Genomic DNA, 21450 nt, shown 5'->3' with positions numbered 1-21450 from the left:
AGGGCTACGCGGCTTGCGCCGCTGCTACAGGGGTAGCGTTCACCCTTGATTGGCATGAGGGCTTGTCGCGGCACGAGCCGCGACAAGGGTTTGCGTGGGGCCTCAGGCGATGCGAGCGCTTGGGGTGGGTTGCTCCAGGCGAATGGCGACGAACTTCGAAGTTGGCGTGCTGCTGCCGTCGCCGACGCTTTCCAGCGGTACCAGCGGGTTGACCTCGGGGTAGTACGCCGCTGCCTGACCGGCCGGAATGTCGAACGCCAGCAGCGTGAAGCCCTTCACGCGGCGCTCGCGGCCGTCTTCCCAGAGTGATACCAGATCGGCTTTCTGACCCGGGCGGAAGCCCAGACGAATGATGTCGGCTTCATTGGCGAACAACACGTCACGCTGGCCACGTACGCCGCGGTAGCGGTCGTCCAGGCCGTAGATGGTGGTGTTGTACTGATCGTGAGAGCGCATCGACTGCATGATCAGATCCGGCACCTGGCCAGTGGCGCGTACTCGCTCGTCGATCAGGTCCAGCGGCAGGCGGTTGGGCTTGAAGTTGGCGCGCCCGGTAGGCGTGTTCCAGCGACGTGCGCCAGCGCTGTTGCCCAGATAGAACCCACCTGGATGCTTGAGGCGTTCGTTGAAGTCCTTGAAGCCGGGCAGGGTGTCGGCGATCAGGTCGCGGATGCGGTCGTAGTCGGCGATCAGCCAGTTCCAGTCAACGGGCTGCGCACCGAGCGTGGCGGCGGCAATGCCGGCAATGATCGCCGGTTCGGAGCGCATCTGCTTGGACAGCGGCTGCAGTTGGCCGTTGGACGCGTGCACCATGCTGAACGAATCTTCCACGGTGACCGCTTGCGGGCCCTCGCTCTGCTGGTCGATGTCGGTACGGCCCAGGCACGGCAGGATCAGCGCCTGTTTGCCGTGCATCAGGTGGCTGCGGTTGAGCTTGGTGCTGATCTGCACGGTGAGATCGCAGTTGCGCAGTGCCTGCGCCGTGCGGGTGCTGTCCGGCGTGGCCTGGGCGAAGTTGCCGCCCAGCGCGATGAACACCTTGGCCCGACCTTCGGCCATGGCATGAATGGCTTCGACCACGTTGTGGCCGTTGGTGCGCGGCACATTGAAACCGAAGCGCTTCTCCAGGGCATCGAGCAGAAAGGCCGGTGGCCGCTCGTTGATTCCCATGGTGCGGTCGCCCTGCACGTTGCTGTGGCCGCGAACCGGGCACAGACCTGCGCCTGGACGACCGATGTTGCCGCGCAACAGCATCAGGTTGGCGATTTCCTGGATGGTCGGCACCGAGTGGCGGTGCTGGGTGATACCCATGGCCCAGCACATGATGACGTTCTTGCCCTTGAGGTACATGCGCGCGGCCAGTTCGATATCTTCCAGCGGCAGGCCGGATTGCTCGACGATATGCTCCCAGGACGTGTCATCGATCGCGGCCAGGTATTCGAGCACGGTGGCGGTGTGCTCATTGAGGAAGTCGTGGTCGAACACCGACGGCGCATTGTTGGCCTGGGCTTCGCGCTCCCATTGCAGCAGGAACTTGGCCATGCCACGCATCATCGCCATGTCGCCGCCCAGGGCCGGACGGAAGTAGGCGGTGTTGGTCGGACGGTCACCGTTGGTGAGCATCTCGATCGGGTGCTGTGGGTGCTGGAAGCGTTCCAGGCCACGCTCCTTGAGCGGGTTGATGCAGACCACCTGCGCGCCGCGCTGGACCGCTTCACGCAGCGGTTCGAGCATGCGCGGGTGGTTGGTGCCGGGGTTCTGACCCCAAACGAAGATGGCATCGGCATGCTCGAAGTCGTCGAACGTCACCGTACCCTTGCCCACTCCGACGCTCTGCGACAAGGCCACGCCGCTGGCCTCGTGGCACATGTTCGAGCAGTCGGGGAAGTTGTTGGTGCCATAGGCGCGCACGAACAGCTGGTACAGATACGCCGCTTCGTTGCTGGCCCGGCCCGAGGTGTAGAACTCGGCCTGGTCAGGGCTTTCCAGATTGAGCAGGTGCTTGGCGACCAGCGCGTAGGCGTCGTCCCAGGCGATCGGGACATAGCGATCGATGGCGGCGTCATAGACCATCGGCTCGGTCAGGCGGCCCTGGTATTCGAGCCAGTAGTCGCTCTGCTCCAGCAGCGAGGTAACGCTGTGCTTGGCGAAGAAGGCCGGATCGACGCGACGCTTGGTCGCCTCCCAGTTCACGGCCTTGGCGCCGTTTTCGCAGAATTTCACCATGCCGCTTTCCGGCGAGTCGCCCCAGGCACAACCCGGGCAGTCGAAACCGCCGTTCTGGTTGGTCTTGAGCATGGTGCGGATGTTCTTAAGGGCGTTGTCGCTGCTCAGCCAGAACTGCGTCACGCTGATCAGTGCGCCCCAGCCGCCGGCAGCGCCCTTGTAGGGCTTGTAGCGAGGAACAGGAGTCTTGTCGGCTTGATTGTGAATGCTCACGCTTGATTCTCCAACGCAGGGCTATAGACCCGCGGCGCGCTGTGCTGCGGCAGGTGGATGAGGTTCAGGTTGTGCCGGCGTGCCCATTGCAGGGCCAGGCCGGTCGGCGACGACAGGCTGACCAGGGTCTGGATGCCGGCGCGCAATACTTTCTGGATGAGTTCCAGGCTGCAGCGGCTGGTGACGATGGCCAGCCCGCCGGTGCTGTCGATGTTCTGCCGCACCAGGGCGCCGATCACTTTGTCGAGCGCGTTGTGGCGGCCAATGTCTTCGCGGCCCAACAGCAGGGTGCCGGTGGCGTCCATGAACAGCGCCGCGTGGACCGCGCCGCTGCGCTGGCCCAGTGGCTGGAAGACACCGATGCGCTGGCGCAGGCCCTCGAGCCATTGCGCTGGCGGCAGGGCCGCGCCGGGCAATACCGCCAGGTCAGGCAATGCCTGTTCGACGGCTTCTACGCCACACAGCCCGCAGCCGCTGCTGCCGGCCAATTGCCGACGTTGGGTCTTGAGGTTCCAGAAGGCGCGATTGGCGATCTGCACCTCGGCATGACGTGCCGAGCCTGCGCCGCTGAGCTTGATGTCATAGATTTCATCGGCGCCGGCCACGATCCCGCTGCCGATGCTGAAGCCGGTGACGAAGTCTTCGAGGTCGGTGGGGGTGACCAGCATGACGGCCTGGCTGATGCCGTTGTAGGCGATCGCCAGCGCCACTTCTTCGGCCAGTGGCGTGCTGCCGGGTTCGTCCAGGCTCAAGCTGCAGTAACTGTAGGTCTGGCTGGCGGTGGGACTGGCGAGAGGGGCAGCCGAGGTAGAAACGGGCACCGCGCTGGCCGGGTGCTTGGCGTTCATGGGAATGGACCGGCAATGAATTCAGCTTTAAGCCTAGGCGCAGGATTGCCTAGCGTCTAATTGCTATTACCGATGCGACGATAGACCGCATTGATCATGGCGCGTCGTAGAGCTTAAAGCAGGCTTCGGCCAGTGCCGAACGGGGCGCCGCGCGGCGCATGATCAAGCCCAGAGGCGCCAGCGTGTGGGCCTCGGCGATGGGTTGCAGGCGCAGGTGCTCGGTCAAGCCTTCGAGCCCGCCCGCCAACGGCATGATCGCGCAGCACAGGCCACCGTGAACGGCCTGGATCAATTGATGGACGGCATCGGTCTGCAGCAGCGGTTGCGGTGCGAGTCCGCGCGAGTGGAAGTTGTGGTCGATGGACTGGCGAAAATGCATGCCAGTGGTGAGCATGCCCAGGGGCAGTTCGGTCAGGGCTTCCCAACTCAGGGCCTGCTCGCCGAAATCGTAGTGACGTTGATCGAACAGCAGGCCCATGCGCGTTTCGCCCAGTGCGCGCGATTCGAAGCGCTCCTGGTCCAGCCGCTCCAGAAACGAGACGCCCAGGTCGATGCGGTTGCTCGCCAGCTGTTCGAGGATCTGCTCGGAGCTCAGCGAGCTGAGTTCGAAGCGCAGGTTGGGGTGCTCGCCGTGCAGGGTCTGCAGCAGCGGCACCGGGTCGAAACTGGACAGTGGCACCACACCCAGACGCAGCGTCCCGACCAGGTGGCCGCGGCACGCCGCCGCTTCGGCCTGCAGGCCATCGTAGGCGGCCAGGACGGTACGCGCCCAAGCCAGCACGCGCTCGCCGGGCGCGGTGAAACCTTCAAAGCGCTGGCCGCGCTTCACCAACGGCAAGTCGAGTTCTTCTTCAAGGTTGCGCAGGCGCATCGAGAGGGTCGGCTGGGTGATATGACAGCGCGCTGCGGCCTGGCCGAAGTGCCGGGTTTCATCCAACGCGATGAGGAATTTGAGTTGCTTGATGTCCATGCTCGCTCCTGGGTTGGCGATGCGCAGTATAGCGACACGCGCTGGCGGTAGGTCCCTGGCCGGCCGGGCGGGTCACAAACCCGCGATGAGCTCGCGGTAGTCACCCACTGCCGCGAACTCCTCGGTGTCCTTGGCGCCCTTGCGGCTGTCGGGCTCGCTGACCGCCAGCAGGTGCTTGATCCCGTAGGCCCGGGCACTGCGCAGCACGGGCAGGGTGTCATCGATGAACAGGCTGCGCGCCGGGTCGAAGCCGATGTCGGCCTGCAGAGCGTCCCAGAACTGCGCGTTTTCCTTGGGGTAGCCGTAGTCGTGAGAGCTGATCATCCGCTCGAAATAGGGCGCCAGCTCGATGCGCTCCAGTTTCAGCGACAGCGAGTCGCGGTGGGCGTTGGTAATCATGATCACGCGCTTGCCGGCCTGCTTGATGGCGGCCAGGAACGTGTCGGCGTCGGGCCGCAGGGCAATCAGCTCGGCGGTTTCGCGTTTGAGCTCGCGCACCGGGATGTTCAGCTCGCGGGTCCAGAAATCCAGGCAGTACCAGTTCAGCTTGCCGGCGTTGTCGGTGAACAGCGGTTGCAGCTCCAACTGCGCCATCGCCAGACTGACCCCGTGCAGCTGCGCATAGCGTTGCGGCAGATGCTCCAGCCAGAAGTGGTTGTCGTAATGCAGGTCGAGCAGGGTGCCGTCCATGTCCAGCAGGACGGTGTCGATGGTGCTCCAGGCGAGGCAAGGCATAGCGAAGATTCTCGGGCAGTGGTGGATCAAGGGTGGCCTGCCGCAGGCCAAGCCACGGTATAGTAACCCGTTCACGTCCAGGAGCTGCCCGATGCGCCAGAAACCCGAAGTCCTCGCCCGCGAAATCGTTGCCAGCAGTCGCCTGTTCCGTGTCGAGGAAGTGCAGTTGCGCTTCTCCAATGGCGTGGAGCGCACCTACGAGCGTCTGGTGGGCCGCGGCACTGGTTACGGTGCGGTGATGATCGTGGCGATGGCCGATGCCGAGCATGCCCTGCTGGTCGAGGAATATTGCGGCGGGACCGATGCTTATGAATTGTCGTTGCCCAAGGGTTTGATCGAGCCGGGCGAAGACGTGTTGGCGGCCGCCGACCGCGAGCTCAAGGAGGAGGCCGGATTCGGCGCACGTGAACTGGAGCACCTCACCGAACTGTCGCTGTCGCCGGGGTACATGAGCCAGAAGATCCAGGTCGTGCTGGCGCAGGGGCTGTACGAGGAGCGGCTCGAGGGCGACGAGCCGGAGCCGATGCGCGTCGAACGGGTCAACCTGCGTGACCTGGCCGGCCTGGCCCAGCATCCGCAGTTTTCCGAAGGCCGCGCATTGGCCGCCCTGTACCTGGCGCGCGACCTGTTGATCCAGCGCGGAGTGTTCAGCCTGTGAGCGACATGGAACGTCTGTTGCCCGAAATCGTGGCGCTGGCCCATCAGGCCGGCGCGGCAATCCTGCCGTTCTGGCGGGCCGATGTGCAGGTCATGGCCAAGGCCGACGAGTCGCCGGTGACTGCCGCCGATCTGGCGGCGCATCAGATCATCGTCGACGGGTTGACGGCGCTGGCGCCCGATATCCCGATCCTGTCCGAAGAGGATGCAGACATCGCCCTCGCGGTGCGTGAACGCTGGACCCGCTGGTGGCTGGTCGATCCGCTGGACGGCACCAAGGAGTTCATCAACGGCAGCGAAGAATTCACCGTCAACATCGCGTTGATCGAGAACGGTCGGGTGGTGTTCGGCGTGGTCACCGTGCCGACAACGGGCAGTGCCTACTATGGCGGTGCCGGGCTGGGTGCCTGGCATGCAGCGGGCGGAGAACCGGCCCAACCGATCGGCGTACGCAGTGTGCCTGCGCCCGGCAGCGCGTTTACCGTGGTCGCCAGTCGGCGACATTCCAGCCCCGAACAGGAGCACCTGCTGGCCGGTCTGAGCACCGTGGTGGGCCCGCTGGAGCTGGTCAGTGTCGGCAGCTCGCTGAAGTTCTGCCTGTTGGCCGAAGGCGCCGCCGATTGCTATCCGCGCCTGGCGCCAACCTCGCAGTGGGACACCGCTGCGGCCCAGGGCGTGCTCGAAGGCGCGGGTGGCGAAGTGTTGCAGATCGACGGACAGCCGTTTGTCTATGCGGCCCGCGAGTCACTGCTCAATCCGTCGTTCCTGGCGCTGCCCAGCAATGTGCCCTGGCGTCAGTCGCTGGTTACGCTGGCGCAGGCGGGGTGTGCGCAACTACCACGTACTGACCGCTGAACGTGACCGCACAGCGCTCGCCATCCAGCACCTGGGTCTGCAGTTGCAGACGCGCCCGGCCATGGCGTCGGTAGGTCTTGAGAAAGCGCTGCCACAGGGCCTCGTCGATGTTTTCGCACACGGCCAGGGCGTCGCCGGCCACCGGCAGGGGATAGTCGATCTGGCCCTGCTGGATGACGATATGGCCACCGCTCAGGCCGGCCTCGCCCAGGCGCAAGTGTAGCCAACCCCAGCCCGCCAGCACGGCGGCACAGTACAGGCTGCCGCCGAACATCGTGCTCTTGTGATTGACGTTCGGGGCCAGCGGCACATGCAGGCGCAGGCAATGGTTGTCCCAGGCCCGCACGCGCAGGCCCATGTCGCCGGTCAGCGGAATGTCATGATGCAGCAGCCGCTCGAGGGCCTGGATTTCACTCATGTTCCTCGCCTCCACCAAAGCTCAGGCCGTGCTTGCGCAGCTTGTCGTGCAAGGTCTTGCGGGGGATGCCGAGGGCTTCGGCCAGGCTGCGAACGGAAGTGTGCGAGCGGCTCATCTCGGCCGCAATCAAGGCGCGTTCGAAATGCTCGACTTGATCGCTGAGCCCGCCCGTGACCGTGCGGGTCATCTCCACCGGGCCGGGCTCGCCGTTGTCCAGCGCCAGCTCCAGGCCCAGGGCGAAGCGCTCGGCAGCGTTCTGCAGTTCGCGCACGTTGCCCGGCCAGCTGTGTCGCAACAACAACGCGCGTTGCGCTGCGGAGAGTTCGTTGGCCAGCACGCCGTGGCGTTCGGCCGCGGCATCGGCGTAGTACTGGAACAGCGTCAGCACGTCTTCGCCCCGCTCGCGCAAGGGCGGGATGCGCAGCGAGGCGACATTGAGGCGGTAATACAGGTCGGCGCGGAAGCGTCCCTGATCGGCGGCCTGGCGCAGGTCTTCCTTGGTCGCGGCGATCACCCGGATATCCAGGCGGATCTGCTGGTTGCCCCCCAGGCGTTCGACCACCCGTTCCTGCAGCAGGCGCAGCAGCTTGACCTGTACGTCCAGGCTCATGCTTTCGATTTCGTCCAGGAACAGGGTGCCGCCGTTGGCGAACTCGAACTTGCCGATGCGGCGTTTCTGCGCGCCGGTGAAGGCGCCGGGCTCATGGCCGAACAGCTCGCTTTCCACCACCGATTCGGCGAGGGCGCCGGCGTTGATCGCCACGAAAGGCCCGCTGCGGCGGCTGGACAGGTCGTGCAGGGCGCGCGCCACGACCTCCTTGCCGGCGCCGGTTTCACCCAGGATCAGCACGTCGGCGCGGGTCCCGGCCAGCGCGCCGATCTGCTCGCGCAGGCGTGCCATGGAGGCCGACTGGCCGACCAGTCGCGTACTCAATTGCTGCCGATCGCTCAGGGCCATGCGCAGGCTGCGGTTGTCCAGCACCAGGCGGCGTACGGCCAGGCCGCGGCGTACGCTGTCGAGCAGCGCGTCGCTGGCGAACGGTTTTTCGAGGAAGTCGTAGGCCCCGGCGCGCATGGCCTGCACGGCCAGCGGCACGTCGCCGTGCCCGGTGATCAGCAGGACCGGCAGCTCGGTATCGCGGGCATGCAGTTGTTCGAGCAATTGCAGGCCGTCGATGCCCGGCATGCGGATATCGCTGACCACCACGCCAGGCCAGTCGCGCTCGATGCGCGCGGACAGGCCCTGGGCATCGGCCAGGGCCAGCACCTTGAGGCCGGCCAGGTCCAGGGTCTGGCTCAAGGCCTGACGCAGATGGGGATCGTCGTCGATCAGCACGACCTGGATCTTGCTGTCGATGGCGCTGTCGCTGGTCATGCCGATGGGTCCTCGGGGGCTTGCAGGCTGACGCCCGGCTCTCCGGCGCGCAAACGCAGGATCAGCAGGGCGCCGCCTTGGGGATGGTTGGACAGCAGCAGTTCGCCGCCCAGTGCGCGCATCAGCGTATCGCAGATCGCGAGGCCCAGGCCAAGCCCTTGTGTGCGTGTCTTGGTGGTGAAGAATGGCTCGCGGGCCCGGGCCATGGCCTCGCTGGTGAAGCCGGGGCCGTTGTCGCGGATGCGCAGCTCCACGCCGTCGGCCGTCTGTTCGGCGCTGAGCCACAGGCAGCGTGGCGTGGCTTTTTCGGTCAGGGCATCGAGGGCATTGGCCAGCAGGTTGCCCAGCACCTGACGCAGCCGGGTTTCGCCGGCCTGGACCCAGAGCGGCGCATCGGGCAGGTCGCGGATCAGCTCGACGGCCATGGCCCGGCGGCGCTTGGCGAGCAGCGCCAGGGCATCGTCGAGGGCCGGCTGCAGGGCGACGCTTTCCAGGGCGTGGCGGTCGCGGCGGGCGAAGGCACGCAGGTGCGCGATGATCGACGCCATGCGGCCGGTCAGTTCGCTGATCAACTTGAGGTTGCCCCGCGCATCCTCGATGCGCTCGTGGTCGAGCAGCACTTCGGTGTTCTCGGCGTAGCTGCGAATGGCTGCCAGGGGCTGATTGAGCTCGTGGCTGATGCTGGCCGACATGGTGCCCAGCGCCGACAGCTTGCCGGCCTGGACCAGTTCGTCCTGGGCACGCACCAGCTCCTGCTGGGCCTGCTCGCGCTCGAGCACTTCCTGGCGCAGCTTGCTGTTGAGCCCTTCCAGTGCGCTGGTGCGCTCTACCACCCGCGTTTCCAACTCGTGCCGAGTGCGGCCTTCGAATTCGATGCGTTCGAGGTAGTGGCGGCGACGCTGCATCATCAGGCCAAGCAGCAGCATCAATGCCAGGAGCAGGGCTCCGCCCACCGCCACGACGGTGCGCACCGGGCGATCGAGCAAGGTCTTGGGGGCGAGGATGCTGACGTTCCAGCCGGTTTCGGCGATGGTTCGCGTCTGGGTGAGCCAGGCGTCGGCGTCCAGATTCAGCGGCTGCGGGTCGCGGGTGGGGTAGGGCAGGATCGAGACGATGGCCTGACGCTCGCCATCGCTGAGCGGGCGTGTGGCCCGGAAGCGCCATTCGGGGCGCGAAGTGAGGATGACCACGCCGTTGTGGTCGGTGAGCAGGAGCTGTTCGGGGGTCTTGCCCCACAGGGTTTCGGTGTGGTCGAGGTCGACCTTCACCACCAGCACGCCGATGACCTTGTCCTGGTCATGTACGGCGGCGGCGAAGAAATAGCCGCGTTTTGCCGACGTGGTGCCAAGCCCGAAGAAGCGCCCCAGGCGTCCGGCGACGGCATCGCTGTAATAGGGGCGAAAGGCGAAGTTGCGACCGACGAAACTGTCGCGCTGCTCCCAGTTGGAGGCAGCCAACGTATTACCATCGGCGTCCAGCAGGTACATGACTTCCGCCCCGGTCTGTTCGCGGATGTCCTTGAGCAGATGGTTGGCGTCTAGCGTTGCTTGAGGGTCGCGAGGTGCAGCCAGCAGCGCACGCAGCGCGGGCAGGTCACCAAGGATTTGCGGCAGGGTTTCGTAGCGGTGCAGGGTGCCCAGCAGGTTGGCGACGTAGAGGTCCAGCGTCTGCCGGTTCTGGCTGACCAGCTCGCTTTTGTAATAGCGCTCGGCCAAATGTTCCAGCGGCCACAACAGGGGCGCCAGGCACAAGGCGAGGATCGCCAGGCTGCGCCAGCGGGGTCTGCGAGTGGAGGAAGATCTGGAGGTCATAAGACAACACGCCGGGAGAGACCGACGTATTATGCGTCAGGCAACCGCCGCGAAGCACGGGTGACATGCATCGCGACGTTGCCACAGGCGATCACGGAAACACGTCGGCCTCTTCCAGGCGCTTGCCGGCCAGGTCCTTGGCCGACAGCGACGGCGCTGCGTCCAATTTCCAGTCGATCGCCAACTGCTCGTCATCCCAGGCGATGCTGCGTTCCGAAGACGGATCGTAGTAGTCGGTGGTCTTGTAGAGGAATTCGGCGTATTCGCTCTGGACCACGAAACCGTGGGCGAAGCCCGGTGGAATCCACAGCTGGCGGCTGTTTTGCGCGGACAGCTCGACGGCCACCCACTTGCCGAAGTTGGGCGAACTGCGGCGGATGTCCACCGCCACGTCCAGCACTTGCCCGGCAACCACGCGCACCAGCTTGCCTTGGGCATGCTGCACCTGGTAGTGCAGCCCGCGCAGCACGCCACGGGCCGAACGCGAGTGGTTGTCCTGGACGAACGGCAGCTCGATGCCGGTGGCTTCCTTGAAAGCCCGGGCGTTGAAGCTTTCGTAGAAGAAGCCGCGCTCGTCACCGAAAACCTTCGGCTCGATGATCAATACATCGGGCAGTTCGGTAGCGATCACGTTCATCGGGTTTCTCCGGCCAGCGCGTACAGGTACTGGCCGTAGCCGGTCTTGCCGAAGTACTTGGCGCGCACCAGCAGCTGTTCGCGATCGATCCAGTGGTTCTGGTAGGCGATTTCTTCCAGGCAGGCGACTTTCAGGCCCTGGCGGTGTTCGATGGTCTGCACGTATTGCGAGGCATCGAGCAGGCTGTCGTGGGTACCGGTGTCGAGCCAGGCGAAACCACGGCCGAAGCGCTCGACGCGCAGGTCGCCGCGCTCGAGGTAGGCGTTGTTGACATCGGTGATTTCCAGCTCGCCGCGCGGCGAAGGCTGGACGTCCTTGGCGATGCGCACCACGTCGTTGTCGTAGAAGTACAGGCCGGTGACCGCGTAGCTGGACTTGGGCTCGGCCGGTTTCTCTTCGATGGACAGTGCGCGACCGTCCTCGTCGAACTCGACCACGCCGAAACGCTCGGGGTCCTTGACCCAGTAACCGAACACGGTAGCGCCGGTAGGGTGTGCCGAGGCCCGCTTGAGCTGATCGCTGAAGTGCTGACCGTGGAAGATGTTGTCGCCCAGGATCAGGCACACCGGGTCATCGCCGATGAACTCCTCGCCGATCAGGAACGCCTGGGCCAGGCCGTCCGGCGCCGGTTGTTCGGCGAACTGGATGTTGATCCCGAACTGGCTGCCATCGCCCAGCAACTGGCGGTATTGCGGCAGGTCCTGGGGCGTGGAGATCAGCAGGATCTCGCGGATGCCGGCCAGCATCAGTACCGAGATCGGGTAGTAGATCATCGGCTTGTCGTAGATGGGCAGCAACTGCTTGGAAACACCCAGGGTAATGGGGTGCAGGCGGGTGCCGGAGCCTCCGGCCAGAACGATACCTTTCATCATGCGATCAAGTCCTTAGGTTCGGTGAAGCCCAGGCGTTCACCTTGATAACTGCCGTCCTGTACGCGACGGCACCATTGAAGATTGTCCAGATACCATTGCACGGTCTTGCGCAGGCCGGTCTGGAAGGTTTCCTGCGGGACCCAGCCCAGTTCGCGCTCGATCTTGCTGGCGTCGATGGCGTAGCGCAGATCGTGGCCCGGGCGATCTTTGACGAAGGTGATCAGGTCGGCATAGTGCGCCACACCGTCCGGACGCTGCGGTGCCAGCTCATCGAGCAGGCCGCAGATGCTGCGCACCACGTCGATGTTCTTCTGCTCGTTGTGGCCGCCGATGTTGTAGGTCTCGCCGACCACGCCTTCGGTGACGACCTTGAACAGGGCGCGGGCATGGTCTTCGACGTACAGCCAGTCACGCACCTGCATGCCATTGCCGTACACCGGCAGCGGCTTGCCGGCCAGGGCGTTGAGAATCACCAGCGGAATGAGTTTCTCAGGGAAGTGATACGGGCCGTAGTTGTTCGAGCAGTTGGTGATCAGCACCGGCAGGCCGTAGGTGCGCTGCCAGGCACGTACCAGATGGTCGGAGGCTGCCTTGCTGGCCGAGTAGGGCGAGCTTGGCGCGTACGGCGTGGTTTCGGTGAACAGGTCGTCCACGCCATGCAGGTCGCCGTAGACCTCGTCGGTGGAAATATGGTGGAAGCGGAAGGCTTCGCGTTCGGCTGCGGGCAGCTGCTGCCAGTAGCCACGGGTGGCTTCGAGCAGGGCATAGGTGCCGACCACGTTGGTCTGGATGAACTCGCCCGGTCCGTCGATGGAGCGGTCGACGTGGGATTCGGCGGCCAGGTGCATGATCGCGTGGGGCTGGAAACGCGCCAGTACGGCGGCGACCGCTGCCTGGTCCGCGATGTCGGCCTGGACGAATTCGTAACGGCTGTCGTTGGCGATTTCGGTCAGTGATTCGAGGTTGCCGGCATAGGTCAGCTTGTCGAGGTTGAGAACTTCGTGCTCGGTGTTGGCGATCAGGTGACGAACCAGGGCCGAGCCGATGAAACCGGCGCCGCCGGTGATGAGAATGCGCATGTCGAAAGCCTTCTTCCTTAGCTGACAAAGATTCGTTGCAGCCTAGCTTGTGTGGATGGGCGCGGCGGTGCAAGCCCGGTTGGTTAAACGAATGTGCAGCATGGTTCAGTAGCCACCGGCCTGCGCGATCGCGTCGCGCCAGACAACCTTGCCGATGGTGGAAATGTCGCGCGGCGAACCGCTACAGTACTTGCAAATCAGGCCATCGAGGTTTCACTCATGCCGCTCGACTCGCTCGTGCAACGTGCCAGTCTTCCCAACCCCGTGGTGAGTATCGAACAGGCGCAGGCATTGTTGTTCGAGCACTACGGCCTGCAGGGCCAGTTGTACAGCCTGGGTAGCCAGCAGGACCTGAATTTTCGGGTCGAAAACCCACAGGGCCGCTGGGTGTTGAAGTTCTGTCACGATGAGGGAGCCCGTCAGGCACTGGCTGCCCAGCATGCCGCAATGCTGCATCTGGCCCGCAGTGGCCTGTCAGTGCCTCATGTGCTGCTGGCGACCAGCGGTCGCGACACCGTGGCCGTGACGCTTGGCCAGCAACGCCTGCAGATGCGCGTGTTGAGCTATCTGGAAGGCCAGCCGCTGACCCATCTCAAGCACCTGGGGCCCGAACCGATCGCCCGCATCGGCAGATTGTGCGGCGAGGTGGACCGCGCCTTGATCGACTTTCGGCACCCAGGCCTTACGCGCACGCTGCAATGGGACCCGCGCCACGCGCATAAGTTGCTTGATCGCCTGTTGCCGACGCTGGACGACCCACGGCAACGTGGCCGTGTGGTTGAAATGGCGTTCGAGGCCCAGCGTCGCCTGGGGGAGGTGAGCGCCGATCTGCCGATGCAGGCGGTGCACCTGGACATCACCGACGACAACAGTGTCTGGCAGCGCGATGTGAATCTGCGCTGGCAACTGGCGGGTCTGATCGATTTTGGTGATCTGGTGCACACCTGGCGTGTGGCGGACCTGGCGGCAACCTGCGCCGCGCTGCTGCATCATGCCCATGGCGATCCGTTCGCGGTGTTGCCGGCAGTGATGGCCTATCAGCAGGTCAATCCGCTGAGCGAAGCCGAGTTGCGTGCGCTGTGGCCGTTGGTGGTGCTGCGGGCGGCGGTGCTGGTAACCAGCAGCGCCCGGCAGTTGAGCGTGGCGCCGGGTAACGACTACATCCGGGCCAATGTCGAACATGAGTGGGAGATCTTCGACATAGCTACCGCAGAACCATTCGAATTGATGGAAGCGGCAATTTTCAGCAGTGTGGTTCGGAGCATACCCGAATCTTCAAGCGATGGCATATTGCCGTTGTTCGTCGGCGTGACGCACTCGACAGTTTGCCCCGTGGATTTGAGCGTGCTCAGCGAGCATTTCGCGGACGGCAATTGGGAGCAAGCGAATATCGACGAACGGCTGCTGGTCGATGCCGCAGCGGTCGGTGGCTGGGCCTGCACCCGGTATGGCGAGTACCGCCTCTCGCGTACCCGCATCGACACCTGCTCGGCATCGGCGACCTGCGCACTGCATGTGCAGGTCCAGGCGCCGCCGGGCACATCCCTGCAAGCGCCCTGGGCTGGCACGCTGCGGCGACTGGCCGATGCCAGCGTGGTGCTCGAAGGCGCCTTCGCGAGCCTGCACCTGTGGGGGCTCGATTGTCCTTGCCCAGCCGGGACGGTGCTGGCGGCGGGCGCCCCGCTGGGCCGAGTCGACGGTTCGCTGCTGGTGCAACTGTGCCGCATTCCCGAGCTGAGTCCGCCGCTGTTCTGTACGCCGGCGCGGGCAGCAGCCTGGCAGCGTCTGTGCCCTTCGCCAGCGCTTGTGCTGGGCATGGATTGCGATGCGCCGCCACCCCCGGACGCGGACCTTCTGCTGCAGCGTCGCGACGCCAGCTTCGCGCGTTCGCAGAAACATTACTACCAGGCGCCGCCGCAGATCGAGCGCGGCTGGCGCAACCACCTGTTCGACATGCACGGCCAGGCGTATCTGGACATGCTCAATAACGTCGCGGTACTTGGCCATGGGCATCCGCGCATGGCCCAGGTGGCGGCGCGACAATGGTCGTTGCTCAATACCAACTCACGCTTCCACTATGCCGCGATCGCCGAGTTTTCCGAGCGCCTGCTGGCGTTGGCGCCCGAAGGGTTCGATCGGGTGTTTCTGGTCAACAGCGGCACGGAGGCCAACGACCTGGCGATTCGGCTGGCCTGGGCGGCCAGCGGTGGTCGCGACATGCTCAGCATGCTCGAGGCCTACCATGGCTGGTCGGTGGCCACCGATGCCATCTCCACCTCCATCGCCGATAATCCCCAGGCCCTGAGCACGCGTCCGGACTGGGTCCATCCGGTGCTTGCGGCCAACAGTTATCGGGGCACGTTCCGCGGCGCCGACAGCACTGCGGGCTACGTGCGCAGTGTCGACGATGCCTTGCATCGGTTGGATGCGCAGGGGCGTCAACTGGCCGGTTTCATCTGCGAGCCGGTTTACGGCAACGCCGGTGGCATTGCCCTGCCCGAGGGGTATCTGCAACAGGTCTACGAACGGGTCCGCGCCCGCGGAGGCGTGTGCATCGCCGACGAAGTGCAGGTCGGGTATGGGCGACTCGGCGAGTATTTCTGGGGGTTCGAACAGCAAGGCGTCGTGCCGGACATCATCACCATGGCCAAGGGCATGGGCAATGGTCATCCATTGGGTGCGGTGATCACCCGCCGCGAGATTGCCGAAGCGCTGGAATCCGAGGGTTATTTCTTCTCGTCGGCCGGTGGCAGCCCGGTGAGCTGTCGCATTGGCCTGGCAGTGCTCGACGTCATGGCCGAGGAAGGTCTCTGGGAGAATGCACGGGTGATCGGCGGGCATTTCCAGGCCCGCCTGCTGGCCTTGCTCGATGAGCATCCGCTGGTAGGTGCCGTGCACGGTTCCGGCTTCTATCTGGGTCTGGAACTGGTGCGCGACCGCCACAGCCTGGAGCCGGCGACCCAGGAGACGGCGCTGTTGTGCGAGCGGCTGCGGGAACTGGGCATCTTCATGCAACCCACCGGTGACTATCTGAACATCCTCAAGATCAAGCCACCGATGGTGACTACCCGGCAGAGCGTGGATTTCTTCGTCGACAGCGTGGCGCAGGTGCTGGGCGAAATGACCTGCTGAAACCGCCGCTGGCGCGTCCTACGGCGGGCGTGTTTCACGATCCGCCCGACACCTGTAGAGTGCGCCCATACCTTTTCATGGACCACCGGAGCCCTGACCCATGACCACGCTCGACAGTACCCCTCGCGCCGACGGTTTCCACATGCCGGCCGAATGGGCACCCCATACCCAGACCTGGATGCTGTGGCCCGAGCGCCCGGACAACTGGCGCCTGGGTGGCAAGCCGGTGCAGGCGGCGCATGTCGCCCTGGCCAAGGCCATCGCGCGTTTCGAACCGGTCACGGTCGGTGTGTCTGCCGGGCAATACGACAACGCGCGCGCACGCTTGGACGTGCCCAACATTCGCGTGGTCGAGATCAGCAGCGACGATGCCTGGATGCGCGATACCGGGCCGACCTTCGTCGTCGACCACGGTGGCGAAGTCCGTGGCGTGGACTGGGCCTTCAACGCCTGGGGTGGCTTTCTGGGCGGGCTCTACGCGCCCTGGAACCGCGACGAGCAGGTCGCCAGCAAGGTCTTGGACATGGAACGTTGCCAGCGTTATCACACCCAGGGTTTCGTGCTCGAGGGTGGCTCCATCCACGTTGACGGCGAAGGCACGCTGATCACCACCGAAGAGTGCCTGCTCAACCGCAATCGCAACCCACACCTGGACCGCGGGCAGATCGAACGCATCCTGGCCGATCATCTGGCGGTGGAGAAGATCATCTGGCTGCCCGACGGCCTGTTCAACGACGAGACCGACGGCCACGTCGACAACTTCTGCTGCTACGTGCGCCCCGGTGAAGTGCTGCTGGCCTGGACCGACGACGCCAGCGACCCGAACTATCCGCGTTGCCAGGCCGCTTTGCAGGTGCTGGAAAACAGCGTCGATGCCAAGGGACGGGCGCTGGTGGTGCACAAGATGCCGATCCCCGGGCCTCTGTACGCCACTCAGGAGGAATGCGACGGCGTCGATCTAGTTGCCGGCAGCCAGGAGCGTCATCCGTCCGTGCGTCTGGCCGGTTCCTACGTGAACTTCCTGATCGTCAACGGCGGCATCATCGCCCCAAGCTTCGACGATCCGCTCGACGGCGAGGCGCAGGCCTTGCTGCAGAAGCTGTTTCCAGAGCATGAAGTGGTCATGGTGCCGGGCCGCGAACTGCTGCTCGGCGGCGGCAACATCCACTGCCTCACCCAGCAGCAGCCGGCACCTCTGCGCGGTTGAGTCGGCCTGAGACGTCCTGAAAAGCCCGGCCTGATGCCGGGCTTTTTCATGGGCGTTATTCCATCGCGCGACCCTCTTATAGCCACAAAGTTTCACGAAATTTTGACTTTCGTTGTCCCCCATCGCTAGGATCCGACCCCGCACACGGATCCTCATAGACCCTGCCCCACCGTTCGAACGCCTGTTGCAGAGCGCTGCGCAGGTCGCACGAACGACGGAAAACAAGCGGGTGGTCGTGTAGCGTCCTCACTGGTGATTAGGGAAAACAAGATGTTGAACAAGAAATGGGCTGTCCTCGCCTTGGGCGTGATGGCGGCTACCCAAGCCATGGCCAACGAGCAGGCCGATGCCAAGGGTTTCGTCGAAGACAGCCACCTCAATGTACTGCTGCGCAATGCCTATATCAGCCGTGACTACAAGCATGGCGGGCAGGACAAGGCCGAGTGGGGCCAGGGCGTGATCGCCAAGTTCAACTCCGGTTTTACTCAGGGCACGGTCGGCGTCGGCGTCGATGCCTTCGGTCTGTATGCTCTGCGCCTGGATGGCGGTACCGGTCGCGCCGGTGCTGGCGGCATCGACTTCTTCAAGCGTGGCGGTACTTCGGATGATCCGAGCAGCGCGCCCCACGACCTGGCCCGCGCCGGGGCAGCGGTGAAGGTGCGTATTTCCAACACCGTGATCAAGTACGGCGATCAGATGCCAGCACTGCCGGTGCTCAACTTCGACGATTCACGCCTGTTGCCGGAAAGCTTCACCGGCACCCTGATCACTTCCAAGGAAATCGACGGCCTGGTGCTCAACGCCGGGCGCTTCACCCAGGAAGCGCGCAAGAGCGCCGAAGCCCGCGACAGTGGCGGCCTGAAGAAGATCGACGTGTACGGCGGCAGCTATCAGTTCACCGACAGCCTGACCGGCGCCTTGTATGCCTCGGATGTCGAAGATCGACTGAAGAAGCAGTACATCAACCTCAACTACGTGCTGGCCCTGCCGAGCGAGCAATCGCTGACGTTCGACTTCAACGGCTACCGCTCCCACTTGGACAAGGACTACGCCAGCACCTTGGGCACCGGTCGCGACAACAAGATCTGGAGCCTGGCCGCTACCTGGGCCTTCGGTCCGCACTCGCTGACTCTGGCGCATCAGCGCAGCACCGGTGACACCGGCTACAACTACGGTTTCTACCAGAACGCCGGCGGTGTGGGTGACGGTGGCTCGACCATCTTCCTGGCCAACTCGTACTGGTCGGACTTCAACGCCGAAGACGAAGTCTCCTGGCAGTTGGGCTACGGCATCGACTTCCGCACATTTGGCGTGCCGGGCCTGACCTACAAGGTGGCCTACGTGCGTGGCGACAACATCCGCACCCCGACCGGCGACGGTCAGGAGCGCGAGATCTTCAACCAGCTCCAGTACGTGGTACAGAACGGCCCGGCCAAGGACCTGACCCTGCGCCTGCGCGGCTCGTGGCTGCGCACTTCGGACAACGTCCGTGCCTCGGGCTACAACGACGACGGCAACGAAGTACGCGCCTTCGTCGAGTACCCGATCAACATCTTCTGATGTCGACCCGGCACTGAACAAGAACCCCGCATTCGCGGGGTTTTTTGTTTTGCGCAGAAGGGCAGTGATCAGTGCTCGCGCACTGCCTGCGGGTCGGGTTCGCGGGTGACGGCCTTGACCAGCTTGCCGATGCTCAGGCCTTGCAGCAGGATCGAGGACAGCACGACGATGTAGGTGATGCTCAGCAGCAGGTCGCGCTCCGGGCCGATGGGCAGAGCCAGGGCCAGGGCGACCGAGACGCCGCCGCGCAGGCCGCCCCAGGTGAGCACGCGAATCGTGCCGCGCGGCACGCTACGAAAGCGCCGCAGCAGCAGAATCGCCGGGGCCACGGTGAGCAACCGCGACAGCAGGATCGCCACGGCGAGCAGGGAGGCTGCCAACAGGTGCAGCCAGGAGAACGGCAGCAGCAACAGCTCCAGCCCGATCAAGGCGAACAGCAGGGCGTTGAGGATGTCGTCGAGCAGCTCCCAGAAGCCGTCCATATAGCGCCGGGTCATGTCGTTCATCGCCAGGTTGCGTCCCAGGTTGCCGATGATCAGCCCGGCCACCACCATCGCGATCGGCGCCGAGACATGCAGCTCGGAAGCCATGGCCGAGCCGCCGATGACCAGCGCCAGGGTCAGCATGACTTCGACCTGGTACTGCTCGATGCTCTTGATCATGCGGTAGACGATGTAGCCGATCAGCCCACCGAACAGCACGCCGCCCACGGCTTCATGCAGAAACAGCATGGCCGTCGCGCCAACCGTGGGGGTTTCGCCAAGTTGGGCGATGCCCAGCAGGACGGTGAACACCACGACTGCCGTGCCGTCATTGAACAGCGATTCGCCGACGATGGTGGTCTTCAGCGGCTTGGAGGCGTTGGCCGTTCGCAGCACGCCCAGCACCGCGATAGGGTCGGTCGGTGAAATCAGGGCGCCGAACAGCAGGCAATACAGGAAGCTGACGTGCCAGCCGAACAGGCCGAAGATCCAGAAGGCCAGGGTGCCGATCACGAAGGTGGCGATCAGTACGCCGAAGGTGGCCAGCAGACCGATGGGCCAGCGGTAGTTGCGCAGGTCAGCCAGGTTCACGTGCAGCGCGCCGGCGAACAGCAGGAACGAGAGCATCCAGTTCATCAGCAGGTCGCCGAAGTCGATCTGGTTCATCAGTGCTTCGACGCGATCCTCGAGGCCTGGGTAGCCGATGAAACTCAGGCCTTGCAGGATCAGCGAGAACATCAGGGCAGTGACCATCACGCCGATGGTCGGGGGCAGGCCGATGAAGCGGAAGTTCACGTAGGTGAGCAGTGTGGTGAGGCAAATGAATGTCGCGACTATCTCGAGCATCCGGGCTCCCTGGTTCAGGTGGTGAAGATCTATCGATAGAGGGCGCCTATCAGGCGCCCTGCTATGGTTGGATGTTGCCGCATGCCCGCACGGCACACTTCATTTATCCCGCAGCGTTGACCGCCACCGGCCGTCGCTGCCAATAGATGAACACCAATGCCAAGGCAAGCGTGCCCAGACCGGTGATGGCGCCGGTCCAGGGCAGGTCCACCAGCGGCGCACCACTGGCCACGACCAGGCCGCCGACCCAGGCGCCTGCTGCGTTGCCGAGGTTGAAGGCGCTCTGGTTCAGCGTCGATCCCAGGTTCGGCGCCTCGTGCGCCTGGTCGATGATGAGCAATTGCAGAATCGGGCACAGCGCGAAGGCGAACACGCCCCAGGCCAGCAAGGTGATCGCGGCCGGGATCAGCGAGCCGCTGGTCTGCGTGAACAGGGCCAGGATCAACACCACCGCGATCGCCATGCCCAGCAACGAAGGCAACAGGCGTGAGTCGGCCAGACGACCTCCAAGCATGCTGCCGATGGTCAGGCCGACGCCGAACAGCAGAAGCATCACGGTGATGCCGTGGGCGCTGACACCGGTAACGTCCTGCAGGATCGGCGCGATGTAGGTGAACACGCTGAACAGGCTGCAGGAGGCCATCGCGCTCATCGCCAGCGGCAGCAACACGTTGGGTTTGCGCAACACGCGGAACTCGCGCGCCAGGTTGCCGCGCTCCATGGGAATGGCCTTGGGCAGCCAGACGATCTGCGCCAGCAGGGCGATGACGCCGATGACCGAAACCGCCCAGAACGTGGAGCGCCAGCCCGCGAACTGCCCCAGAGCGGTCCCCAGCGGTACACCCAGCACGTTGGCCAGGGTCAGTCCGGTGAACATCAGGGCGATGGCCTGGGCTCGCTTGGTCGGCGCCACCAGCCCTGCGGCGACCACCGAGCCGATCCCGAAGAAGGCCCCGTGGCACAGGGCCGTGATGACCCGTGCACCCATCAGCGTGGCGTAGTTGGGCGCCATCGCGCACAGCACGTTGCCGAGGATGAATATCAGGGTCATGCCCAGCAGGGTAGCCTTGCGTGGCAGGTTGGCAGTGAGCACCGCCAGCACCGGCGCGCCGAACACCACGCCCAGCGCGTAGCCGGTGATGAGCAGGCCAGCGTCCGGGATGCTGACGGACAGGTCCTTGGCCACATCGGTCAACAGGCCCATGATGACGAATTCGGTGGTGCCGATGCCGAATGCGGCGACGGCCAATGCAAACAATGCAAGTGGCATACGGATTCTCTCGAGTAGGAGGTGAGTTGCCCGAAGAGGGCATGCGCCAGCCTCCGCATGAGCTGCAGAGAACACGATTTATTGGAATGGGTGCGCAAAAAGCTGTAACGATACAGCGACGCTTATTATAGGGAGGCCACTTAAGTCGGCAAAATTGATAATTGCAATGGAACTCTGCGCCAGCGAACCTTTCCCGGCACCTGTCCTCTTACTCCGTACCGGCCGTGCATGGGCACATCGCTGTGGACTACTTGCAC

The 21450-nt window shown here is 64.5% G+C and carries 17 protein-coding genes; 5 read left to right on the top strand and 12 right to left on the bottom strand.

Going from position 1 to position 21450, the window contains the following annotated elements:
• Nucleotides 1-102: 102 nt before the first annotated feature.
• The 4 genes from BLV18_RS19515 to yrfG all read right to left on the bottom strand — a co-directional run bounded on the left by BLV18_RS19515 (nucleotide 103) and on the right by yrfG (nucleotide 4992).
• Entirely contained in the window at nucleotides 103-2439 is a 2337-nt protein-coding gene (locus tag BLV18_RS19515) for an FdhF/YdeP family oxidoreductase (protein ID WP_090361099.1), read from the bottom strand.
• Nucleotides 2436-3287 carry a formate dehydrogenase accessory sulfurtransferase FdhD gene (fdhD, locus tag BLV18_RS19510; RefSeq protein ID WP_090361096.1) on the bottom strand — a complete coding sequence of 284 codons (852 nt, stop codon included), beginning with the start codon at nucleotides 3285-3287 and terminating at the stop codon, nucleotides 2436-2438. Before fdhD ends, BLV18_RS19515 begins: the two co-directional genes overlap by 4 nt.
• Before the next feature lie 94 nt (nucleotides 3288-3381).
• Nucleotides 3382-4257 (bottom strand): LysR family transcriptional regulator, encoded by an 876-nt coding sequence (locus BLV18_RS19505; protein WP_090361093.1) that lies wholly within the window; start codon nucleotides 4255-4257, stop codon nucleotides 3382-3384.
• 72 nt (nucleotides 4258-4329) lie between these two features.
• On the bottom strand, nucleotides 4330-4992 hold the full coding sequence (yrfG, locus tag BLV18_RS19500) for a GMP/IMP nucleotidase (protein ID WP_090361089.1): 663 nt from the start codon (nucleotides 4990-4992) through the stop codon (nucleotides 4330-4332).
• A 91-nt stretch (nucleotides 4993-5083) separates the two neighbouring features.
• Between yrfG and nudE the strand changes: the two genes are divergently transcribed.
• The gene (nudE, locus tag BLV18_RS19495) at nucleotides 5084-5650 is read left to right on the top strand and encodes an ADP compounds hydrolase NudE (RefSeq protein ID WP_090361086.1); all 567 of its coding nucleotides are present in this window, start codon (nucleotides 5084-5086) and stop codon (nucleotides 5648-5650) included.
• A gap of 5 nt (nucleotides 5651-5655) precedes the next feature.
• Complete coding sequence (gene cysQ, locus BLV18_RS19490; RefSeq protein WP_090362429.1) at nucleotides 5656-6504, top strand: 3'(2'),5'-bisphosphate nucleotidase CysQ; 849 nt, start codon at nucleotides 5656-5658, stop codon at nucleotides 6502-6504.
• On the opposite strand, the gene BLV18_RS19485 is transcribed toward cysQ, so the two are convergent.
• The 6 genes from BLV18_RS19485 to rfbB all read right to left on the bottom strand — a co-directional run bounded on the left by BLV18_RS19485 (nucleotide 6455) and on the right by rfbB (nucleotide 12696).
• Complete coding sequence (locus BLV18_RS19485) at nucleotides 6455-6922, bottom strand: thioesterase domain-containing protein (protein ID WP_049861438.1); 468 nt, start codon at nucleotides 6920-6922, stop codon at nucleotides 6455-6457. The two genes, cysQ and BLV18_RS19485, sit on opposite strands and share 50 nt — an antisense overlap.
• Nucleotides 6915-8297 carry a sigma-54-dependent transcriptional regulator gene (locus BLV18_RS19480; RefSeq protein WP_090361083.1) on the bottom strand — a complete coding sequence of 461 codons (1383 nt, stop codon included), beginning with the start codon at nucleotides 8295-8297 and terminating at the stop codon, nucleotides 6915-6917. Before BLV18_RS19480 ends, BLV18_RS19485 begins: the two co-directional genes overlap by 8 nt.
• A complete protein-coding gene (locus BLV18_RS19475) occupies nucleotides 8294-10108 on the bottom strand; it encodes a sensor histidine kinase (protein ID WP_090361079.1) in 1815 nt (604 codons plus the stop codon). The genes BLV18_RS19480 and BLV18_RS19475 overlap by 4 nt, the downstream gene beginning before the upstream one ends.
• 91 nt (nucleotides 10109-10199) lie before the next feature.
• Nucleotides 10200-10745 carry a dTDP-4-dehydrorhamnose 3,5-epimerase gene (gene rfbC / locus BLV18_RS19470; protein WP_090361076.1) on the bottom strand — a complete coding sequence of 182 codons (546 nt, stop codon included), beginning with the start codon at nucleotides 10743-10745 and terminating at the stop codon, nucleotides 10200-10202.
• Nucleotides 10742-11617 carry a glucose-1-phosphate thymidylyltransferase RfbA gene (rfbA, locus tag BLV18_RS19465; RefSeq protein ID WP_049861434.1) on the bottom strand — a complete coding sequence of 292 codons (876 nt, stop codon included), beginning with the start codon at nucleotides 11615-11617 and terminating at the stop codon, nucleotides 10742-10744. Before rfbA ends, rfbC begins: the two co-directional genes overlap by 4 nt.
• Complete coding sequence (gene rfbB / locus BLV18_RS19460) at nucleotides 11614-12696, bottom strand: dTDP-glucose 4,6-dehydratase (RefSeq protein WP_049861433.1); 1083 nt, start codon at nucleotides 12694-12696, stop codon at nucleotides 11614-11616. Before rfbB ends, rfbA begins: the two co-directional genes overlap by 4 nt.
• A gap of 219 nt (nucleotides 12697-12915) precedes the next feature.
• Between rfbB and BLV18_RS19455 the strand changes: the two genes are divergently transcribed.
• The 3 genes from BLV18_RS19455 (at nucleotide 12916) to BLV18_RS19445 (ending at nucleotide 18595) form a co-directional block, all read left to right on the top strand.
• Complete coding sequence (locus BLV18_RS19455) at nucleotides 12916-15828, top strand: aminotransferase (protein WP_090361073.1); 2913 nt, start codon at nucleotides 12916-12918, stop codon at nucleotides 15826-15828.
• A 100-nt stretch (nucleotides 15829-15928) separates the two neighbouring features.
• On the top strand, nucleotides 15929-17035 hold the full coding sequence (gene aguA, locus BLV18_RS19450) for an agmatine deiminase (protein WP_090361069.1): 1107 nt from the start codon (nucleotides 15929-15931) through the stop codon (nucleotides 17033-17035).
• Nucleotides 17036-17305: 270 nt separating this feature from the next.
• Nucleotides 17306-18595: an OprD family porin gene (locus tag BLV18_RS19445; protein ID WP_049861430.1), complete on the top strand. Its 1290-nt coding sequence runs from the start codon at nucleotides 17306-17308 to the stop codon at nucleotides 18593-18595.
• Nucleotides 18596-18663: 68 nt separating this feature from the next.
• On the opposite strand, the gene BLV18_RS19440 is transcribed toward BLV18_RS19445, so the two are convergent.
• Together BLV18_RS19440 and BLV18_RS19435 are read right to left on the bottom strand one after the other, a co-directional pair.
• A complete protein-coding gene (locus BLV18_RS19440; RefSeq protein ID WP_090361062.1) occupies nucleotides 18664-19923 on the bottom strand; it encodes a cation:proton antiporter in 1260 nt (419 codons plus the stop codon).
• A 103-nt stretch (nucleotides 19924-20026) separates the two neighbouring features.
• Nucleotides 20027-21193, bottom strand: coding sequence for an MFS transporter (locus BLV18_RS19435; RefSeq protein WP_090361056.1), 1167 nt, complete (start codon nucleotides 21191-21193; stop codon nucleotides 20027-20029).
• Nucleotides 21194-21450: the final 257 nt, after the last annotated feature.

The sequence above is a fragment of the Pseudomonas coleopterorum genome, from assembly GCF_900105555.1.
Classification (GTDB): domain Bacteria; phylum Pseudomonadota; class Gammaproteobacteria; order Pseudomonadales; family Pseudomonadaceae; genus Aquipseudomonas; species Aquipseudomonas coleopterorum.
This window is presented reverse-complemented; position numbering and strand designations above follow the sequence as displayed.

What these genes read in the sequence shown, in the direction of transcription:
- fdhD (WP_090361096.1), bottom strand. Translation starts at nt 3,287, where the DNA reads ATGAACGCCAAGCACCCGGCCAGCGCGGTGCCCGTTTCTACCTCGGCT.
- BLV18_RS19505 (WP_090361093.1), bottom strand. Translation starts at nt 4,257, where the DNA reads ATGGACATCAAGCAACTCAAATTCCTCATCGCGTTGGATGAAACCCGG.
- yrfG (WP_090361089.1), bottom strand. Translation starts at nt 4,992, where the DNA reads ATGCCTTGCCTCGCCTGGAGCACCATCGACACCGTCCTGCTGGACATG.
- nudE (WP_090361086.1), top strand. Translation starts at nt 5,084, where the DNA reads ATGCGCCAGAAACCCGAAGTCCTCGCCCGCGAAATCGTTGCCAGCAGT.
- cysQ (WP_090362429.1), top strand. Translation starts at nt 5,656, where the DNA reads ATGGAACGTCTGTTGCCCGAAATCGTGGCGCTGGCCCATCAGGCCGGC.
- BLV18_RS19485 (WP_049861438.1), bottom strand. Translation starts at nt 6,922, where the DNA reads ATGAGTGAAATCCAGGCCCTCGAGCGGCTGCTGCATCATGACATTCCG.
- BLV18_RS19480 (WP_090361083.1), bottom strand. Translation starts at nt 8,297, where the DNA reads ATGACCAGCGACAGCGCCATCGACAGCAAGATCCAGGTCGTGCTGATC.
- BLV18_RS19475 (WP_090361079.1), bottom strand. Translation starts at nt 10,108, where the DNA reads ATGACCTCCAGATCTTCCTCCACTCGCAGACCCCGCTGGCGCAGCCTG.
- rfbC (WP_090361076.1), bottom strand. Translation starts at nt 10,745, where the DNA reads ATGAACGTGATCGCTACCGAACTGCCCGATGTATTGATCATCGAGCCG.
- rfbA (WP_049861434.1), bottom strand. Translation starts at nt 11,617, where the DNA reads ATGATGAAAGGTATCGTTCTGGCCGGAGGCTCCGGCACCCGCCTGCAC.
- rfbB (WP_049861433.1), bottom strand. Translation starts at nt 12,696, where the DNA reads ATGCGCATTCTCATCACCGGCGGCGCCGGTTTCATCGGCTCGGCCCTG.
- BLV18_RS19455 (WP_090361073.1), top strand. Translation starts at nt 12,916, where the DNA reads ATGCCGCTCGACTCGCTCGTGCAACGTGCCAGTCTTCCCAACCCCGTG.
- aguA (WP_090361069.1), top strand. Translation starts at nt 15,929, where the DNA reads ATGACCACGCTCGACAGTACCCCTCGCGCCGACGGTTTCCACATGCCG.
- BLV18_RS19445 (WP_049861430.1), top strand. Translation starts at nt 17,306, where the DNA reads ATGTTGAACAAGAAATGGGCTGTCCTCGCCTTGGGCGTGATGGCGGCT.
- BLV18_RS19440 (WP_090361062.1), bottom strand. Translation starts at nt 19,923, where the DNA reads ATGCTCGAGATAGTCGCGACATTCATTTGCCTCACCACACTGCTCACC.
- BLV18_RS19435 (WP_090361056.1), bottom strand. Translation starts at nt 21,193, where the DNA reads ATGCCACTTGCATTGTTTGCATTGGCCGTCGCCGCATTCGGCATCGGC.